The sequence below is a fragment of the Flavobacterium yafengii genome, assembly GCF_030010375.1.
Classification (GTDB): Bacteria; Bacteroidota; Bacteroidia; order Flavobacteriales; family Flavobacteriaceae; genus Flavobacterium; species Flavobacterium yafengii.
Map to the genome: position 1 here is coordinate 315,944 of NZ_JASCRY010000001.1, position 18,135 is coordinate 334,078.

General features: G+C 35.5%; 16 protein-coding genes. 1 reads left to right on the forward strand and 15 read right to left on the reverse strand.

The window, feature by feature from the left end; genetic code table 11:
• Positions 1-73: 73 nt before the first annotated feature.
• From nuoH to aspS, 10 genes are all read right to left on the reverse strand, one after another.
• Positions 74-1,126, reverse strand: a complete 1,053-nt coding sequence (gene nuoH, locus QLS97_RS01355) for an NADH-quinone oxidoreductase subunit NuoH (protein WP_282713895.1) — start codon at positions 1,124-1,126, stop codon at positions 74-76.
• On the reverse strand, positions 1,119-2,168 hold the full coding sequence (locus QLS97_RS01360) for an NADH-quinone oxidoreductase subunit G (RefSeq protein WP_282713896.1): 1,050 nt from the start codon (positions 2,166-2,168) through the stop codon (positions 1,119-1,121). Before QLS97_RS01360 ends, nuoH begins: the two co-directional genes overlap by 8 nt.
• An 18-nt stretch (positions 2,169-2,186) precedes the next feature.
• The gene (gene nuoF / locus QLS97_RS01365; RefSeq protein ID WP_282713897.1) at positions 2,187-3,554 is read right to left on the reverse strand and encodes an NADH-quinone oxidoreductase subunit NuoF; all 1,368 of its coding nucleotides are present in this window, start codon (positions 3,552-3,554) and stop codon (positions 2,187-2,189) included.
• A 1-nt stretch (position 3,555) separates the two neighbouring features.
• Positions 3,556-4,086: a complex I 24 kDa subunit family protein gene (locus QLS97_RS01370; protein WP_282713898.1), complete on the reverse strand. Its 531-nt coding sequence runs from the start codon at positions 4,084-4,086 to the stop codon at positions 3,556-3,558.
• A gap of 86 nt (positions 4,087-4,172) precedes the next feature.
• The gene (locus tag QLS97_RS01375) at positions 4,173-5,411 is read right to left on the reverse strand and encodes an NADH-quinone oxidoreductase subunit D (protein ID WP_282713899.1); all 1,239 of its coding nucleotides are present in this window, start codon (positions 5,409-5,411) and stop codon (positions 4,173-4,175) included.
• Positions 5,412-5,446: 35 nt separating this feature from the next.
• Positions 5,447-5,968: an NADH-quinone oxidoreductase subunit C gene (locus QLS97_RS01380; protein WP_282713900.1), complete on the reverse strand. Its 522-nt coding sequence runs from the start codon at positions 5,966-5,968 to the stop codon at positions 5,447-5,449.
• Positions 5,969-5,971: 3 nt separating this feature from the next.
• Positions 5,972-6,520 (reverse strand): NADH-quinone oxidoreductase subunit B, encoded by a 549-nt coding sequence (locus QLS97_RS01385; RefSeq protein WP_131991280.1) that lies wholly within the window; start codon positions 6,518-6,520, stop codon positions 5,972-5,974.
• A gap of 87 nt (positions 6,521-6,607) precedes the next feature.
• Positions 6,608-6,973, reverse strand: coding sequence for an NADH-quinone oxidoreductase subunit A (locus tag QLS97_RS01390; RefSeq protein ID WP_091172430.1), 366 nt, complete (start codon positions 6,971-6,973; stop codon positions 6,608-6,610).
• 298 nt (positions 6,974-7,271) lie between these two features.
• Positions 7,272-7,466 carry a cold-shock protein gene (locus QLS97_RS01395; protein ID WP_007137066.1) on the reverse strand — a complete coding sequence of 65 codons (195 nt, stop codon included), beginning with the start codon at positions 7,464-7,466 and terminating at the stop codon, positions 7,272-7,274.
• A gap of 132 nt (positions 7,467-7,598) precedes the next feature.
• Positions 7,599-9,344, reverse strand: coding sequence for an aspartate--tRNA ligase (aspS, locus tag QLS97_RS01400; protein ID WP_282713901.1), 1,746 nt, complete (start codon positions 9,342-9,344; stop codon positions 7,599-7,601).
• Positions 9,345-9,572: 228 nt separating this feature from the next.
• Between aspS and QLS97_RS01405 the strand changes: the two genes are divergently transcribed.
• Positions 9,573-9,920, forward strand: coding sequence for a toxin-antitoxin system YwqK family antitoxin (locus QLS97_RS01405; protein ID WP_282713902.1), 348 nt, complete (start codon positions 9,573-9,575; stop codon positions 9,918-9,920).
• Positions 9,921-10,308: 388 nt separating this feature from the next.
• On the opposite strand, the gene QLS97_RS01410 is transcribed toward QLS97_RS01405, so the two are convergent.
• The 5 genes from QLS97_RS01410 to QLS97_RS01430 all read right to left on the reverse strand — a co-directional run bounded on the left by QLS97_RS01410 (position 10,309) and on the right by QLS97_RS01430 (position 18,106).
• Positions 10,309-11,994, reverse strand: a complete 1,686-nt coding sequence (locus QLS97_RS01410; protein ID WP_282713903.1) for a sodium/sugar symporter — start codon at positions 11,992-11,994, stop codon at positions 10,309-10,311.
• Positions 11,995-12,344: 350 nt separating this feature from the next.
• Complete coding sequence (gene galE / locus QLS97_RS01415) at positions 12,345-13,364, reverse strand: UDP-glucose 4-epimerase GalE (protein WP_282713904.1); 1,020 nt, start codon at positions 13,362-13,364, stop codon at positions 12,345-12,347.
• Positions 13,361-14,413 (reverse strand): UDP-glucose--hexose-1-phosphate uridylyltransferase, encoded by a 1,053-nt coding sequence (locus tag QLS97_RS01420; protein ID WP_282713905.1) that lies wholly within the window; start codon positions 14,411-14,413, stop codon positions 13,361-13,363. The genes galE and QLS97_RS01420 overlap by 4 nt, the downstream gene beginning before the upstream one ends.
• Positions 14,414-15,583, reverse strand: coding sequence for a galactokinase (gene galK, locus QLS97_RS01425; protein WP_282713906.1), 1,170 nt, complete (start codon positions 15,581-15,583; stop codon positions 14,414-14,416).
• Positions 15,584-15,679: 96 nt separating this feature from the next.
• Positions 15,680-18,106, reverse strand: coding sequence for a DUF4982 domain-containing protein (locus QLS97_RS01430; RefSeq protein ID WP_282713907.1), 2,427 nt, complete (start codon positions 18,104-18,106; stop codon positions 15,680-15,682).
• Positions 18,107-18,135 lie beyond the last annotated feature (29 nt).

Below are 18,135 nucleotides of genomic sequence, written 5' to 3' on the forward strand. Positions count from 1 at the left end.
ATATCTTTTATTTTTTAAAGAAAAAAATAAAAGGATGCCGCTACTATCAGGGCTAGGGCTTTTTCGGTACTAATTAAAATCCTAAATAAGTTGCAATTTCACTTCTCAAAATTACAATTCCGGTAATCATAATATTGATAATGGATAATGGAATCAAAATTCTCCAACCCAAATGCATCAATTGATCGTATCTGAATCTTGGAATAGTCCAACGAACCCACATATAGAAAAAGATGAATCCGCATAATTTGATAAACAAAGCACCAAATCCTATAACGTTAGCAATATTTACACCCCAATTTTCTACTGCCCAACTCATTCCAGGATAATTATATCCTCCGAAGAATAAAACCGCTAAAATCGTAGAAGAAATAAACATATTCGCATATTCAGCAAATAAATAGAATCCCATTTTCATCGATGAATATTCCGTGTGATATCCTCCAATTAATTCCGTTTCGCATTCCGCTAAATCAAAAGGTGTTCTGTTGGTTTCTGCAAAAGCACAAATTAAGAATATAATAAAAGATAACGGTTGGTAAAACACATTCCAATTCATTCCTGCTTGTTGTGCCGAAATCTCTCTTAAACTCAATGTTCCGGTCATCATCAACAAAGCAATTATCGAAAGCCCCATGGCAACTTCATAAGATACCATTTGTGAAGCAGCACGAATGGCGCCAATCAAAGAAAACTTATTATTAGATGCCCAACCACCAATCATGATTCCATAAACACCCACTGAAACAACTCCAAAAAAGTATAATAATCCAATGTTTAAATCCGTTGCCTGCAATAAAATATCTCTTCCAAACAAATGCAGCCTGTCTCCCCAAGGAATAACGGCACTCGTCATTAAAGCGGTACTCATAGCAATAGCCGGACCTACAAAAAACAAAAATCTGTTTGGAGTGTTTGGCTCAAATTCTTCTTTAGAGAATAATTTTAAACCATCGGCAAGCGGTTGAAACAATCCAAAAGGACCGGCTCTATTTGGTCCAACACGATCTTGAAGCCAAGCGGCAACTTTTCGTTCAGCCCAAGTGGAATACATTGCCATCAACATTGTCAAAGCAAAAACTGCAACAATAATGACACTTTTTTCTATGATAATAGTACTATCCATTATTACCCAAGCTTTTTTGATTAATAATGTCTTCTTCGGTCAATGGAATCTCGACCATACTTATTTTCTTACGGTCTTCTTCTCTACCTAAAAGGATATGATTTTCGGTAGCGATTTCAACTTTCTGTAATTTTCTGTTGTACTTATTTTGATTGATAACCGAATCTTTTTCAAATGCTCTCGGCCCTTCAATAGTCCAATCTGCAATGTCTTTGTGGTCAAAACGACATCCATTACAAATAAATTCATCTACTTCATGGTACTCATCTTTTCTTCCGGTAACACGTTGGATTTCATCACCAAACATCCAAACGGTAGTTTTTCCAGAACAAGTAGGGCAATTTCTGTGTGCATTATAAGGCTTGCTGAACCAAACTCTAGATTTAAATCTAAATGTTTTATCAGTCAAAGCGCCTACCGGACAAACATCAATCATATTTCCGGAGAACTCATTATCAACCGCTTTTGAGATACAAGTCGATATATTAGAATGATCTCCTCTATCCATTACTCCGTGAACACGATCGTCAGTCAATTGATCTGCAACCATTACACAACGGTAACAAAGAATACAACGGTTCATGTGCAATTGAATATTTGGTCCAATATTTTCTGGCTCAAAAGTTCTTTTTTCTTCGATAAAACGAGTTTCTGATTTCCCGTGCTCAAAGCTTAAATTTTGCAAATCACATTCTCCTGCCTGATCACAAACCGGACAATCTAATGGGTGATTGATCAATAAAAACTCTGTTACAGATTTTCTGGCTTCTTGAACTCTTGGTGAAGATTTACTGTTCACTTCCATTCCGTCCATACAACCGGTTACACAAGATGCCATTAATTTAGGCATTGGTCTTGGATCGGCCTCACTTCCTTTTGCAACTTCCACTAAACAACAACGGCATTTTCCACCGCTACCTTTTAGTTTAGAATAATAGCACATCGCTGGCGGAACTACTTCTCCACCTATCATACGTGCTGCCTGCAGAATTGTTGTTCCTGGTTCTACTTCTATGCTTTGACCGTCTATGGTTACTTTCATTTGCTGAAATTCTTGACTTTATACGATTACTTTAGAAACTAAATGCTTTACCTTTTCAAAAGGTTCAGCAACAAAATGATCTCTATTTTTTATTTTTTCCGGGAAACGGATATGGTATTCAAACTCCTCTCTAAAGTGACGAATTGCTGCTGCTACTGGCCAAGCTGCTGCATCACCTAACGGACAAATTGTATTTCCTTCTATTTTACTTTGAATACTCAATAGCAAATCGATATCTTCTTCACGACCGTGTCCATTTTCGATTCGGTGCAATACTTTTTCCATCCATCCTGTACCCTCACGACAAGGGGAACATTGTCCACAGCTTTCATGGTGGTAAAAACGAGAGAAATTCCAAGTATTACGAACAATACAAGATGTATCATTGTAAACAATAAATCCGCCTGATCCTAACATAGAACCTGTAGCAAATCCACCGTCACTTAACGATTCGTATGACATCAAACGATCTTCACCGTTTGCCGTTTTATAAATTAAATGTGCTGGTAAAACGGGAACAGAACTTCCTCCCGGTACAAATGCTTTCAAAGGTCTGTCAGAACTCATTCCTCCTAAATATTCATCAGAATTCATGAATTCGTAAACACTTAAACCCAATTCAATTTCGTAAACACCCGGATTTTTGATATGCCCAGAAGCTGAAATTAATTTGGTTCCTGTAGAACGTCCAATACCAATTTTAGCATATTCCGCTCCTGTATTATTGATAATCCAAGGCACAGAAGCTATAGTTTCTACGTTATTTACTACCGTTGGATTTGCCCAAAGCCCTGAAATAGCAGGAAATGGTGGTTTGATACGAGGATTTCCTCTTTTTCCTTCCAATGATTCAATCAATGCAGTTTCTTCACCACAAATATAAGCTCCGGCACCACAATGAACATAAAGTTCTAAATCATACCCTGAACCTAATATATTTTTACCCAAAAATCCAGCAGCTTTTGCTTCGTTAATGGCTCTTTCTAATATTTTATAAACCCACATGTATTCTCCACGAATATAGATGTAGGATAGGTTTGCACCCAAAGCATAACTGGAAGTAATCATTCCTTCGATCAATAAATGAGGAATAAATTCCATCAAATAACGATCCTTGAACGTTCCCGGTTCTGATTCATCCGCATTACAAACTAAATGTCTTGGTTTTCCTGATTTTTTATCAATAAAACTCCATTTCATTCCTGCGGGAAAACCTGCTCCACCACGACCACGTAATCCTGAAGTTTTTACTTCTTCGACAACTTCGTCTGGCGTTAATATTTTTATGGCTTTTTCTACTGAAGCATAACCCCCGTTTTGACGGTATACTTCGTAGGTTTTAATTCCTGGAATATTTATTTTGTCTAATAATATTTTTTGTGACATATTATTTATCGTGTAATATTATTGTATCGTTTTTGCAATCTTCAATTAACTGGTCAATTTTTGCTGCCGTCAAATGTTCTTTGTAAAAATCGCCTAATTGCATCATTGGAGCGTAACCACAAGCACCTAAACATTCAACTCCTCTAACTTCAAACAGACCGTCTGGAGTAGGTTCCCCCACTTTTACACCTAATTTTTCACAGGTATAATCCATTAAATCCTCCACTCCATTCAAACAACAAGGAGAAGTTTGACAAAATTCGAACATGTATTTTCCAATTGGTCTTTGGTTATACATCGTATAGAACGAAACTACTTCGTAAACTTCAATTGGTTTAATCAAAAGGATTTCGGCTACTTTATTCATCAATTCAATACTCAACCAATTCTCGTGAGCATCTTGAACTTCATGTAAAACAGGCAATAATGCCGATTTTCTTTTGTCTTCAGGATAATGACTGATCAATTCATTGATGCGAGTCATCAATGCTTCAGTCATATTTATTTCTTGTTTGTGATACGTACGTTCCATTTTTTATTATTTCAAATTTTGAATTCTAAATTTTAAATGTTTTTTGACTTCCATTCCTAATTTACAATTCATCATTTATAATTTTATTAAGCGTCTAATTCTCCGGCAATAACATTTAAACTTGACAAAATAACAATTGCATCCGATAGTAATGAACCTTTAATCATTTCCGGATACGCTTGATAGTAAATAAAACAAGGTCTACGGAAATGCAATCTATAAGGAGTTCGACTTCCGTCAGTAACCAAATAAAAACCTAGCTCTCCGTTTCCACCTTCAACAGGATGATATATTTCAGCAACAGGAACAGGAACTTCTCCCATCACAATTTTGAAATGGTAAATCAACGATTCCATACTCGTGTAAACATCTTCTTTTGGAGGAAGGTAATAATCCGGAACATCAGCATGAAAATCATTTCCTTCCGGCATTTTTTCTAATGCTTGACGAATGATACTCAAACTCTCCCAAACTTCGGCATTACGAACACAAAAACGATCGTAAGTATCTCCAGATTTTCCAACAGGAACAATAAAATCAAAATCTTCATAAGAAGAATACGGTTGAGACACCCTAACATCATAATCAACACCTGCAGCACGTAAATTTGGACCTGTAAATCCGTAAGCCATCGCTTGTTCAGCTGTTATCGCTCCAACATTTACAGTTCTGTCAATAAAGATTCTATTTCTTTCGAATAAGTTTTCAAATTCTTTCCAAGCTGCTGGAAAGTCTTGTAAAAACACATCTAATTTTCTAAAAGCTTCTGGTGACCAATCTCTTTCGAAACCACCAATTCTTCCCATATTAGTTGTTAAACGAGCTCCACAAATTTCTTCGTAGATTTCGTATACTTTTTCTCTAAACTGGAATACATATAAAAATCCGGTATACGCTCCGGTATCCACTCCAAGGATTGAATTACAGATGATATGATCCGTGATTCTTGCCAACTCCATTACAATTACTCTTAAATATTGCGCTCTTTTAGGAACTTCAATATCTAATAGTTTTTCTAATGTCATCCACCAACCCATATTATTTATAGGAGATGAACAATAGTTCATTCTATCAGTAAGTGGGGTGATTTGATAAAAAGGACGGTTTTCAGCAATTTTTTCGAAAGCTCTGTGAATGTAGCCAATGGTTGGTTCCGCTTCCAGAATCCTTTCTCCATCCATCAACAGGATATTTTGAAAAATACCGTGTGTAGCTGGGTGAGTTGGCCCTAAATTCAGGATCGAAAGCTCGCTTCCATCCTCGTTTAGTTGTTCTTTTATTCTTTTAGCATAGCGATGCTCTGGTGGTAATAATAGTTCTGACATTTATTTAATGTGAAAAATTATAATAGTGTGTGTTTTTAATAATTGTCGGTTGTTCTTCCAAAGAAACGGTCATCTTTGTCCGTTCTTCCGCTGTCTTCCATTGGAAATTCTTTTCGCATTGGAAAAGAAATCATTTCATCCATATTCAAAATACGTTTCAATTGTGGATGACCAATGAAGTTTATCCCATAAAAATCATACGTTTCTCTTTCCATCCAATTTGAACTTAAGAAAATATTAGATATCGTTTTTATTTCTGGGTTTTCACCGTTGATAAACGCCTTAATTTTAATCCTTTTGTTTTCGTACCAATTGTGTAAATGATAAACAACTGCAAACTGATGATCAACATCATTGTCAGGATAGTGAATCCCACACAAATCAGTTAAAAAATGAAAACGTAATATTGGATCATTTTTCAAAAAAAGAATCACTGCCGTAATTTTATCAGCAGCGACTTCAAATGAAAATATATCTTTTTCCTGCTTGAATTCAAAAACAGCTGAATCAAATGTTTCAACTAATTTTTCTTGGATTTGTATCGTTTCTAGCGCCATTATTTATTTGATATTATAAGAAGCTAATAATTCTTGGTATTCTGGAGAACTTCTTCTTCTTACTGATTCCGTTTTAACCAATTCTTGCAATTTCATAACTCCATCAACAATTTGTTCTGGTCTTGGCGGGCAACCCGGAACATAAACATCAACCGGAATTACTTTATCAATCCCTTGCAAAACAGAATACGTGTCAAAAATTCCACCAGAACAAGCACATGCGCCAACAGCGATAACCCAACGAGGCTCCGACATTTGTTCATAAACCTGACGTAAAATTGGTGCCATTTTTTTCGAAATCGTCCCCATTACCATTAGCATATCCGCTTGACGAGGAGAAAAGCTCACTCTTTCAGAACCAAATCGTGCCAAATCATAATGCGAAGCCATCGTTGCCATAAACTCAATACCACAACAAGACGTTGCAAAAGGCAAAGGCCACAATGAATTTGCACGAGCCAATCCCACAACATCATTCAGTTTTGTAGCGAAGAAACCTTCACCAACAACACCTTCCGGAGGGGCAACCATATTTATATTTGAATCACTCATTTTTTATTATTTTGAATTATAAATGTTTGAATTATAAATTAAAATGAAATCCTTTAAAATTTAAAATTCAGTATTTAAAATAAATCTTTACTCCCACTCTAACGCTTTCTTTTTGATGATGTAGAAAAAACCCACCAAAAGCAACATCATAAAAATTACCATTTTCACCATTCCTTCCATTCCCAATTCCTTGAAGTTGATTGCCCATGGGTACAAGAAAATCACCTCAACGTCAAACAAAACAAACAAGATGGCTACAAGAAAATATTTTACTGAAAATGGAATTCTCGCATTTCCCACGGATTCAATACCGCATTCGAAGTTTTTATCTTTAATTTCAGAAGATCTTTTAGGTCCTAATTTTCCTGAAACCAATATAGTTCCTACAACAAATCCTACAGCTAAGATAAACTGCATTAAAATAGGAATATAATTTAATTGATCGGATTGCATATTACGTATTTTTTGAATGAGAATAAGCGACAAAGATAACTTTCAAATTACTAAATAACAATTAAAACTTAAAAATACATCGCAACTACAACGTTGTAAATTTACAATTTTTATTAATTATAAATAAGAAAAGATTTTTATCTTAAGATCTGTTTAACGTTTGTAAAATTTAATAATCCTAAAAAGAGAGCTCATTTATTCCGAAAGTGACAAAATTTTGACTAAAAAAAAACGCTCCGAAATAAATCGGAACGTTTTTTTAAACATTCGTAGGCAAAAAAAATTAATTTTTTTATGCTTAGATAACTGCTACTTTCGCAGCAACTTTTCCTTTTCTTCCTTCTTCTTCTTCATAGCTAACTCTGTCACCTTCGCGTAATTCTTCCGCGTTGATTCCTGATGCATGAACAAAAATGTCTTTTCCTGTTTCTTCGTCTGTAATGAATCCGTAACCTTTAGATTCATTGAAAAATTTAACTGTACCTGTACGCATTGTAATAGTAATAATAATTTATAATGAGGCAAATGTAATATTTAATATAATACGAAAGACATTCTTCTCTTTTTATTTTGTAAAAATATTGATATTCAACGTTTTCTAACAAAATTAAACGATAAAGTACAGCTACGCTAATTTTATATGCAACTCTTTTAATTGCAAATCATCAATTGCTGATGGAGCATCAATCATAACATCTCTTCCTGAATTATTTTTTGGAAAAGCAATGAAGTCACGAATCGTTTCCTGACCACCTAAAATCGCCACCAATCTATCCAATCCAAAAGCCAAACCTCCGTGTGGCGGCGCACCAAACTGGAATGCATCCATCAAGAATCCGAATTGAGCCTTAGCTTCTTCTTCGGTGAAACCTAAATATTTAAACATCAATTGTTGTGTTGCTTTATCATGAATACGAATTGAGCCTCCACCAATTTCGTTTCCATTCAAAACCATATCATACGCATTAGCACGAACTTTCCCTGGATCCGTTTCCAATAAATGCATATCTTCCGGCTTAGGAGATGTAAAAGGATGGTGCATGGCATGGTAACGACCGCTTTCTTCGTCAAATTCCAATAAAGGAAAATCAACTACCCAAAGCGGTGCAAATTCAGCTGGATTTCTCAATCCTAATCGCGTTGCTAATTCCATACGTAACGCACTTAACTGTGTACGTGTTTTATCAGCTGGACCCGAAAGCACAAAAATCATATCGCCGGGCTGAGCACCTGTAGTTTTTGCCCAATTACTCAAATCATCTTGATCGTAAAATTTATCTACTGATGATTTATAAGTACCGTCTTCATTGCATTTTACATACACCATTCCGGATGCACCTACTTGAGGACGTTTTACCCAGTCAATTAATCCATCTATTTCCTTACGAGTATAGTTTCCAACTCCTGGAACTGCAATTCCCACCACTAATTCCGCAGCATTAAAAACTGGAAATTCTTTGTGTTGTGCTACTTCATTCAACTCACCAAATTCCATTCCGAAACGGATGTCCGGTTTATCATTTCCGTATGTTTTCATGGCATATTCGTAGGTAATTCTTGGAAATTTATCTACTTCGATGCCTTTTATTTCTTTTAATAGATGTCTTGTCAATCCTTCGAAAACATTCAAAATATCTTCTTGTTCCACAAAAGCCATTTCGCAATCGATTTGTGTAAATTCCGGCTGTCTGTCTGCACGTAAATCTTCATCGCGGAAACATTTCACGATTTGGAAATATTTATCCATTCCGCCCACCATCAACAATTGCTTGAACGTTTGCGGTGATTGTGGTAATGCATAAAACTGTCCTTCATTCATTCGAGAAGGCACCACAAAATCTCTGGCTCCTTCTGGAGTAGATTTAATCAAATAAGGTGTTTCTACTTCACAAAAGTCTAAATCTGAAAGGTATTTACGCACTTCCATGGCTACTTTATGGCGAAACATCAAACTGTTTTTTACCGGATTTCTTCGAATGTCAAGGTAACGGTATTTCATTCTAATGTCTTCACCACCATCCGTTTCATCTTCAATAGTAAAAGGAGGGGTCAACGAAGCATTAAGAATATTCAGTTCTGTAACTAAAATTTCTATTTCACCAGTTGCAATGTTTTTATTTTTAGCTTCACGCTCAATAACAGTTCCTTTTACCTGAATTACAAATTCACGACCAAGAGTTTTTGCCAGTTCAAAAACTGATTTTTCTGAACGACCTTCGTCGAAAATTAATTGCGTAATTCCATAACGGTCACGTAAATCAACCCAGTTCATAAATCCCTTATCACGAGATTTTTGAACCCATCCCGCAAGTGTAACTTCTGTATTAATATGTGAGGCATTTAATTCGCCACAATTATGACTTCTATACATTATTCTAATTTTAGATTGTTTTACCTTTTAGGCTCGGGTGCAAATTTAGGACTAATTATGAATAATGAATTGAGAAATACCATTTTTTAGTGTTAGATTTTTACTGAAAATTTAATTTCCAATGTTAAGTTTTACTCCAATGTTACCAAATTGTTAAGTTAAAGTTTTTTTATTGTAAAATATTTTTTATATTTGTTAAGCTAATATGAATTTAAAAATCCAAACGACATGAAAAAATATATAATCTTAACCGCATTAATCTTCTCAGGAATAGCATTTGCTCAAGAAAACAATCCAAAATTAGAAGCTGTAGGTGAATTAGTAAAAACAACTTACTACTTTGAAAATGGAAAAGTACAACAGGAAGGTTTCTTCAAAAACGGAAAACTGGAAGGAGTTTGGACTTCATATGATACAAATGGTAACAAACTATCTGTTGCTAATTATGAAAATGGAAAAAAAACTGGAAAATGGCTTTTTTGGAATGGTAACAATTTAAACGAAGTAGATTATTCTAACAGCAGAATTGCTTCAGTAAAAACCTGGAAACAAGATGCATTGGTTAACAGAGACTAATAAAGCATCTATTAAAATACAAAAAAAGCTTCCGAAATTAACGGAAGCTTTTTTTGTATCTACTATTGGCTAAATAATCAATAAACCGTATTCTTTCAATGACTTATTAGAATCTATAAAACAAAGCAACTAATTACATAAAACATATATTCTCACAGAATCCATCAGTATTTATTCTGCGATTAAAATATCATACTGAGCTTCAATTTATTTTAAACGGTTCAGAGATTCTTTTATAAGTAAGGAATTCAAATTCTATTGCAACTTAATCCAAATGTATTTAAAATCAAATGCCGTTTAGTTACGTTTTCTGTTAGTGATTTACCAACTGATCTTAACTAAACGGCACTGATTTTATTCCTATATACTGAAAATAATTGCTATCCTACTACCAGAACTTAGCGTACAAAGCAAAAATAATCAATAATGTAATCACGATTAATACTGTTGTTTGCGGTTTTACTTTGAACATTTCAGTATCTAACTCAAAAGCTTTTGGATTCACTTTTGGTCCAGCAAAACTCACTGCAATCATAATAAGCATAGTAAACATAAATGATAATCCCATACAAATGTGAAATGGTATTTCATATCCGCCTTTTCCATTGGTGTAAGCTGTGTATAATAATGTTTCATTACCAAACAATGCCGGTGCAAATTCGTTAAACAAAACCGACAATAAGAAACCGGAAATCACCCCTATTATTGCAGCCGTACCAGTAGTTCTTTTCCAGAACATTCCAAGGAAAAACATGGCAAAAACTCCCGGACTGATAAACCCCGTATATTTTTGGATATAAGTAAATCCACCTACACCACCAATTCCTAATATATCATTCCAAGTAAATAATACCGCAAGAAGCATGGCTGCAAAAACAGCATATCTTCCTATATTCACCTGACTTCTGTCACTCGCATCTTTTTGAATGTATTTTTTATGCACATCTAAGGTATAAATAGTAGAAATACTATTCACTTTTCCAGCCAAAGAAGCCACAATTGCTGCCGTTAAAGCAGCTACAGACAATCCTTTTAAACCTGTTGGCAAAAACGTTAGCACTGCAGAATACGCACCATCCTTGCCACCTACCAATTGAGGTAAATGTCCGTTTTCATACAAAACGTAAGCGGCAATACCTGGCAACATAACAATAAGCGGCATTAATAATTTCAAAATACCTGCAAACAAAATACCGGTACGGGCAGTTTGTAGATCGGCACCCAAAGCTCTCTGCGTAATGTATTGGTTACAACCCCAATAATTAAGATTAATAATCCAAATACCAGCCAAATACGACATCATTCCTGGAAAAGTAAGATACTTATTAATATCATTTTGAGAAGAAGTAGCAGTTGGTTCCGGGATAATCATTTTGAAATGCTCCGGAGCTTCTCTCATTAACACCTTGAAACCTGCAATAGCATTTTCTCCAACTCCAAAATATTGTCCAACTGTAGTCAAAGCAATATATGACGTAACCAATCCACCGATAATTAAAACAGCGACCTGAATTACATCCGTATACGCCACCACTTTCATACCTCCTAAAGAGATTACCAAAGCAAAAACGGCAAGTCCAATCATAATAGCATGTAAATAATCACCACCAGCTAACCCATTAATGGCAACAGCACCTAAATATAAAATAGAAGTAAGATTTACAAATACATATAAAAACAACCAAAATACGGCCATAATTAAAGCAGTTGATTCGTTATACCTTGTTTTTAAAAACTGGGGCATCGTGTAAATCTTATTTTTTAAATAAACCGGAATAAACCAAACGGCCACAATAATCAAAGCAATAGCAGCAATCCACTCATAAGCAGCAACTGCAATTCCTAAAAAGAATCCTTCCCCACTCATTCCAATAAACTGTTCAGCAGAAATATTAGAAGCAATCAAAGAGGCTCCAATAGCCCACCATGTCAATGTTCCTTCAGCAAGGAAATAAGCTTTGGCATCATGTTCGTTTTTCTCACGTTTGCGATAAACGGTATATCCGTAAGTGGATACCACGATAAAATAGATAATAAATACTGCGTAATCAGCAAAAGCAAGGTTCTGGTTCATGAGTAATTTGTGTTTAAGAAATTAATATAAATGAATGAGATTATTGTCTTGTATTATATATTGTTTTTTATAAATGTAATTATACTCTTTTTTCTAAACAAATCACACTTAACTTGGCTTAAAACCATACAATTCCATTATAAAATTGATTATAAAATGTGATATGTATTTTAATTTTATTGTTTTTTTATGAATTATGAAAGTAAAATAAAAATATTTATTTTCATCATTTATAAATGTATTTTTTACATTTATTATTATTGCATCAGTTAAATCTTAAAAAAGTCCTTAATCTACCATCTTCAATCCCCTTTCATTCGCATTTCACAAAAAATTGATTCCAAAAATTTTTAACGACTATTTCTAACCTTCTGCTCCCATTTCCAGGCACTGGCAATCGCTTCTTCAAGTGTTGATTGTGTTTTCCATCCAAGAACTGTATTCGCTTTATCCGTATTAGCATAAACCGAAGTCACATCGCCTTCTCTTCTTGGAACTATAGTATAAGGTAATTTTTGTCCGCTAACTTTCTCGAAAGCGCTAATTACCTCCAGCACTGAGCTTCCTGTTCCAGTACCCAGATTAAAGATTTCTAATTTATCTGAATTCTTTTTATTCACTAATCTTTGCAAAGCTATAACATGGGCTTTCGCCAAATCAACTACGTGAATATAATCGCGAACACTAGTTCCATCAACCGTTGGGTAATCATTACCATAAACGGATAATGATTCACGCAAACCCATTCCGGTTTGAGTAATAAAAGGAACTAAATTTTGCGGTACACCCATAGGCAGTTCCCCAATTTCAGCTGATGGATGCGACCCAATTGGATTAAAATAACGCAACAAAATAGCATTAATATTACTTACTTTAGTAACATCGGTAATGATTTCTTCGCCAATTTGCTTGGTATTTCCATACGGCGACATTGCCGTTTGTACAGGCGTAGTTTCAGCAATTGGCATCACTTCGGCTTGACCATAAACGGTACAAGAAGAGCTGAAAATAAAATTAGCTTCTGGTTTTTTCTGTAATTCCTGCAAAATATAAACTAATGAAACAACATTGTTTTCATAATATAACAAAGGTTCTTTTACGCTTTCGCCAACTGCTTTTGAGGCAGCAAAATGAATCACTCCAGCCACATCATCATGCTTCTCAAAGAAAGCTTGAACCGCTGCTTTATCTCTTAAATCTATTTGTTCAAAAAATGGTTTTTTACCTGTAATTCGTTCTATCCCATCCAAAACATCAATGGAAGAATTAGACAAATTATCAATAACAACTACTTCAAAATTCTCGTTTTGCAATTCCACTACGGTATGCGAACCAATAAATCCCAAACCTCCTGTAACAACTATTTTCATGAATTATTTTTATAATGTACATTCGATTGCTCTCTTAAAACGGCAGCACTTTTCTCTGGCGTGATGTCTCTTTGCGATTCGCCCATCATTTCATATCCTACCATAAATTTCTTAACGGTTGCAGAACGCAACAATGGCGGATAAAAATGCATGTGGAAATGCCATTCCGGATGCAATTCTCCATCTGTAGGCGACTGATGAATTCCTGATGAATACGGAAATGACGTTTCAAAAAGATTATCGTATTTGGTCGTCAATTGTTTTAAAATAATCGCAAAATCTGTTACTTCCGTTTCCGTGAAATCAGTTATTTTACTCACATTTCGTTTGCTGACAATCATCGTTTCATAAGGCCAAATCGCCCAAAAAGGAACCAATGCCACAAAATGATCATTCTCAACAACAATGCGTTCATCTAATTTCATCTCCTCCTTTATATAATCCTCTAAAAGCGTTTTGTTGTGAATATCAAAATAGGCCTTCAAGTTATTTTGCGTTTTCTCTACTTCGGTTGGCAACGAGGATTGCGCCCAAATTTGCCCATGCGGATGCGGATTACTGCAACCCATCACACTTCCTTTATTTTCAAAAATCTGAACATGGTTGATATAATCTACATTCCCTAAATCTGTATATTCTTTTTGCCACGTATGAATGATATTTTCAATCGCTTCTGCCGGCATTTCAGGCAATGTCAAATTGTGTTTTGGCGAAAAGCAAACCACTCGAGAAATTCCTCTTTCCGGTTTAGCTCTAAAAAAAGTCTCGTTCTTGTTTTCCTCAAAAGCAATTTCTTCTTGCTTTAAAGCGGCAAAATCATTCTCAAAAACAAAAGAACTTTCATAATCCGGATTGACCATTCCATTCGCTCGAACATTTCCCGGACACAAATAACAAGTCGGGTCATATTCGGGCAATGCATCCGAAGTTACTGTTTCATTTTGTCCTTGCCAAGGGCGTTTCGAACGGTGTGGAGAAACCAAAACCCATTCGTTAATTAACGGATTATAGCGTCTGTGCGGATCTTCGTTGATATCAAAATTTTTCATTTATTTCGCGATATAAAGTGATGTTCCGTTTCCAATTTTGACATCATAAATTTTTAATTCTATTCCAAATTCGTCCTGATACAACTTTGACAATTTGTTTTTTACAGTTTCTTCTTGTCCTTTTTTAATCAAATTAATGGTACAACCACCAAAACCGCCGCCCATTAATCGGGAACCTATAACTGATTTATCTTCTTTAACCGTGTTTACTAAAAAATCTAATTCGGCACAACTCACTTCATAATCCAACGACAATCCTTCGTGCGTTTCGAACATTAACTGTCCTAAAACTTCAATGTTTCCAGCATCCAAAGCATCACAGGCCAGTTTCACGCGATTAATTTCTTTCACCACAAAAATGCTCCTTTTGAAAACATTCGCTGACATTTTATCTTTCAGACTCAAAACTCGCTCTTCTTTGCAATCTCTAAAGCTACTAATTTCTGGGAAATTAGCGTTAATTATCGAAATCCCTTCTTCACATTCTTCTCTTCTGGTGTTGTAAGCCGAGCTAAACAAGGAATGTTTCACGTTCGAATCGAATAAAATCAAAGAATAATCATTAAAATCCGCATTATGGTATTCATATTCCAATGTCTTGCAATCAATTTTTATGACTTTATTTTCTAAACCCATAACACTCGAAAACTGATCCATTATCCCGCAATTGATTCCTACCCAATGCTCCGCACTTTGCCCCATTAAAGCAATATCCACGGGTTTAATTTTCAAGTCAAAAAGTTCATTGATTCCAAATAAAAAGCCACATTCCAATGCCGCCGATGAAGATAATCCGGAACCAACCGGAATATTACTGCTGAAAACACAATTGAATCCATCAAATTTAAAACCTTTAATTTTCAATTGATTGATAACTCCACGGATGTAATTCGTCCAAACAGTATCTGTCAATTCCATCTCCGTTGTCAAATCAACTTCAAACGAATCGTCAAGGTCAATCGCAATAATTTTCGAGGTATTGGAATTACTTTTTTCGAAAGCAAAACATATAATTTTATCGATCGCTGCCGGCAAAACATAACCATCATTATAGTCAATATGCTCTCCAATAATATTAATTCTTCCTGGAGAAAGAACTATTTTTTTGGGTGTTGAACCAAAACTTTCTTCAAAGAAAGCTGTCGTTTTTTTAATTAATAAATCGTTCATTTTCTTTAAATTACTGTTATTTTGAAATTGTTAAAGTATTCGCTTTTAAAGCCGTACTTGATACTGGAACAACTATTTTCTTTTTAAGATTTTTATTTATTTGGCAGCTGCCAAAGTCAATTTACCGCTCTTAAGCCCAGCACCATTTACTTCAAGTTTTATATCACCCGCAGTTGTAGTAGATTTTACGAGGACTACCAACTTTCCACTAAAAAGTTTCATGGTATCTTTATGGAACATTTCGAGTGAAGTGGCATCGCCATTGCAGGCAGCTCTGTAAGTCCCCGCTCCTGAAACCTTAAATTTTAACTGATTCGTCGCCGTTGGGCAAGGAATTCCATTTTTATCAACTACAGATACGGTTACAAAGGATATATCTTCGCCATTGGCAGTGATTGTTTTCCTGTCCGCGTCTAAAACAATTTGGTAAGGCTTGCCGGCAGTATGCACTTCTTCTTCAGCAACAGCTTTACCATTGTCATCAAAAGCCACTACTTTTACTGTTCCCGGCTCATATTTCACATCCATCCACATCAAACGATAGCGATTTTGGGGGGTATTCTTATTTTTCGTCTGCACTCCCATGCTTTTACCATTGATAAAAAGTTCAGCACTGTTGTAGCTTGTATAAACAAAAACAGGAGTTGTTTCTCCTTCACGGCCTTCCCAGTTCCAATGTGGCAAAATATGAAGCGTTGATTCCTTCGTATTCCAACGGCTGCGGTATAAATAATAGCGGTCTTTAGGTAAACCCGCTAAATCGTTAATTCCAAAATAAGAACTTCGAGACGGCCAGCTTTCATCATAAGGCGTAGGTTCTCCTAAATAATCAAAACCTGTCCAAACAAACTCTCCAATTACCCACGGTTTATCATCTTGAAGTACAAAATCTTCATCGGGTACATTAGACCAGCTGCAGGCTTCCAAATCATATGAGGAGGATTGAAAATCTGGATATTGCTTGTTTTTTTCTTGAACCACAGGGAATTTATAAATCCCTCTGGAGCTAACAGTTGAAGCTGTTTCTGAACCTAAAATAAACCCTTGCGGAAATTTTGAAAAGGCCTCATCATATAAATGTACCCGATAATTCAATCCAGGAACATCCAGCAGCGCTCCAAAACCTGATTCCATAGTTGCTTTTACCTGATCCATACCAACAGTTACCGGACGTGTTGGGTCTTCTCTATGAAATAGTTCCTGCAGCCATTTGGCTCGTTTTACACCAGCTTCTCCCCATTGATCCGGGACTTCATTTCCAGAACTCCACATCACAATAGATGGATGATTTCTTGTTGCCTGCACTAAATTTACGATGTCTTTTTCGGCATAATCCTCAAAAAACCGATGATACCCATTTTCTACTTTTGGCTTTGCCCATTCATCAAAACTCTCCGCTAGAAACATAAATCCCATTTCATCCGCCAACTCAAGCTGCTCGAAAGAGGGCATATTGTGCGAACTGCGAATCGCATTACAGCCCATATCTTTTAATATCTCCATTTGCCTGCGCAATGCGGCTTTATTTACTGCAACTCCGAGGGGACCAAGATCGTGATGAAGACAAACTCCTTTAAATTTGGTTATCTTTCCATTAAGACTAAAGCCTTTATTGGCCTCATATTTTATTTCTCGAATCCCAAAACGGGTTGAAATTTCATCTTTCAGTTCTTTTCCAACATACAATTGAGAAACCGCTTTATACAAATAAGGAGTTTCGGGGCTCCACAATCTTGGGTTTTCTACTTTTATGTTTTGATCGAATTCCTTTCCGAATTCCATAGTCGACTCCTCTGAACTTAGTTTATGTCCTTCAGCATCAAAAATAGTGGTGACTAAACGAGTATTTTCCCCAGAAGCTTTGGTCTTAATGTTAACTTTAGCAATTTCTGAACTTATAAAAGGTGTCGTTACAAACTGTCCCCATTGGTCAATGCTTTCGTTATTTTTTACAATAACACTTACTTTTCGATATAAACCAGCACCAGGATACCAGCGGGAAGCAAATTCTTTATTAGTTAGTTTTACTGACAATGTGTTGGCTCCTTCTTGTATAAATTGGGAAACATCAAAATAAAAATAACTATAGCCATACGCCCATTCACCCACTTTTTTTCCGTTTAAATACACTTGAGGTTCGCTCATCGCACCTTCAAAAAGTAAAATTATTTTTTTGCCTTTTGAATCTTTAGGTAATGTAAATGTATTGCGGTACCACGCTGTTCCAATATGGGGCAAAGCTCCTGTTCGTCCTGTTTTTTCGGTGGCTATATTTTCTCCATTTTGAACAATGGCAACTTTTTGTATGTCTACATTTTTATCAAAAGGGCCGTAAATTGCCCAGTCATGCGGAACAGTTACAGATTCCCATTTCGAATCATTAAAATTTACTTTAATTGCCTCTTCAAAATCGCCTTTTTGAAATTTCCAATTGGTATCTAACACTTTAACTTCTCGTGTTTGAGACAAAGCCATTTGTGTAAAAGTGAAACATACAAACAGAACGTGTATTACTTTCTTCATTTTTAAACCTTTTTTAAAATTTTATTAAT

Coding starts and splice junctions, on each gene's coding strand:
- nuoH (WP_282713895.1), bottom strand. CDS start 1,126: ATGGATAGTACTATTATCATAGAAAAAAGTGTCATTATTGTTGCAGTT.
- QLS97_RS01360 (WP_282713896.1), bottom strand. CDS start 2,168: ATGAAAGTAACCATAGACGGTCAAAGCATAGAAGTAGAACCAGGAACA.
- nuoF (WP_282713897.1), bottom strand. CDS start 3,554: ATGTCACAAAAAATATTATTAGACAAAATAAATATTCCAGGAATTAAA.
- QLS97_RS01370 (WP_282713898.1), bottom strand. CDS start 4,086: ATGGAACGTACGTATCACAAACAAGAAATAAATATGACTGAAGCATTG.
- QLS97_RS01375 (WP_282713899.1), bottom strand. CDS start 5,411: ATGTCAGAACTATTATTACCACCAGAGCATCGCTATGCTAAAAGAATA.
- QLS97_RS01380 (WP_282713900.1), bottom strand. CDS start 5,968: ATGGCGCTAGAAACGATACAAATCCAAGAAAAATTAGTTGAAACATTT.
- QLS97_RS01385 (WP_131991280.1), bottom strand. CDS start 6,520: ATGAGTGATTCAAATATAAATATGGTTGCCCCTCCGGAAGGTGTTGTT.
- QLS97_RS01390 (WP_091172430.1), bottom strand. CDS start 6,973: ATGCAATCCGATCAATTAAATTATATTCCTATTTTAATGCAGTTTATC.
- QLS97_RS01395 (WP_007137066.1), bottom strand. CDS start 7,466: ATGCGTACAGGTACAGTTAAATTTTTCAATGAATCTAAAGGTTACGGA.
- aspS (WP_282713901.1), bottom strand. CDS start 9,344: ATGTATAGAAGTCATAATTGTGGCGAATTAAATGCCTCACATATTAAT.
- QLS97_RS01405 (WP_282713902.1), top strand. CDS start 9,573: ATGAAAAAATATATAATCTTAACCGCATTAATCTTCTCAGGAATAGCA.
- QLS97_RS01410 (WP_282713903.1), bottom strand. CDS start 11,994: ATGAACCAGAACCTTGCTTTTGCTGATTACGCAGTATTTATTATCTAT.
- galE (WP_282713904.1), bottom strand. CDS start 13,364: ATGAAAATAGTTGTTACAGGAGGTTTGGGATTTATTGGTTCGCATACC.
- QLS97_RS01420 (WP_282713905.1), bottom strand. CDS start 14,413: ATGAAAAATTTTGATATCAACGAAGATCCGCACAGACGCTATAATCCG.
- galK (WP_282713906.1), bottom strand. CDS start 15,583: ATGAACGATTTATTAATTAAAAAAACGACAGCTTTCTTTGAAGAAAGT.
- QLS97_RS01430 (WP_282713907.1), bottom strand. CDS start 18,106: ATGAAGAAAGTAATACACGTTCTGTTTGTATGTTTCACTTTTACACAA.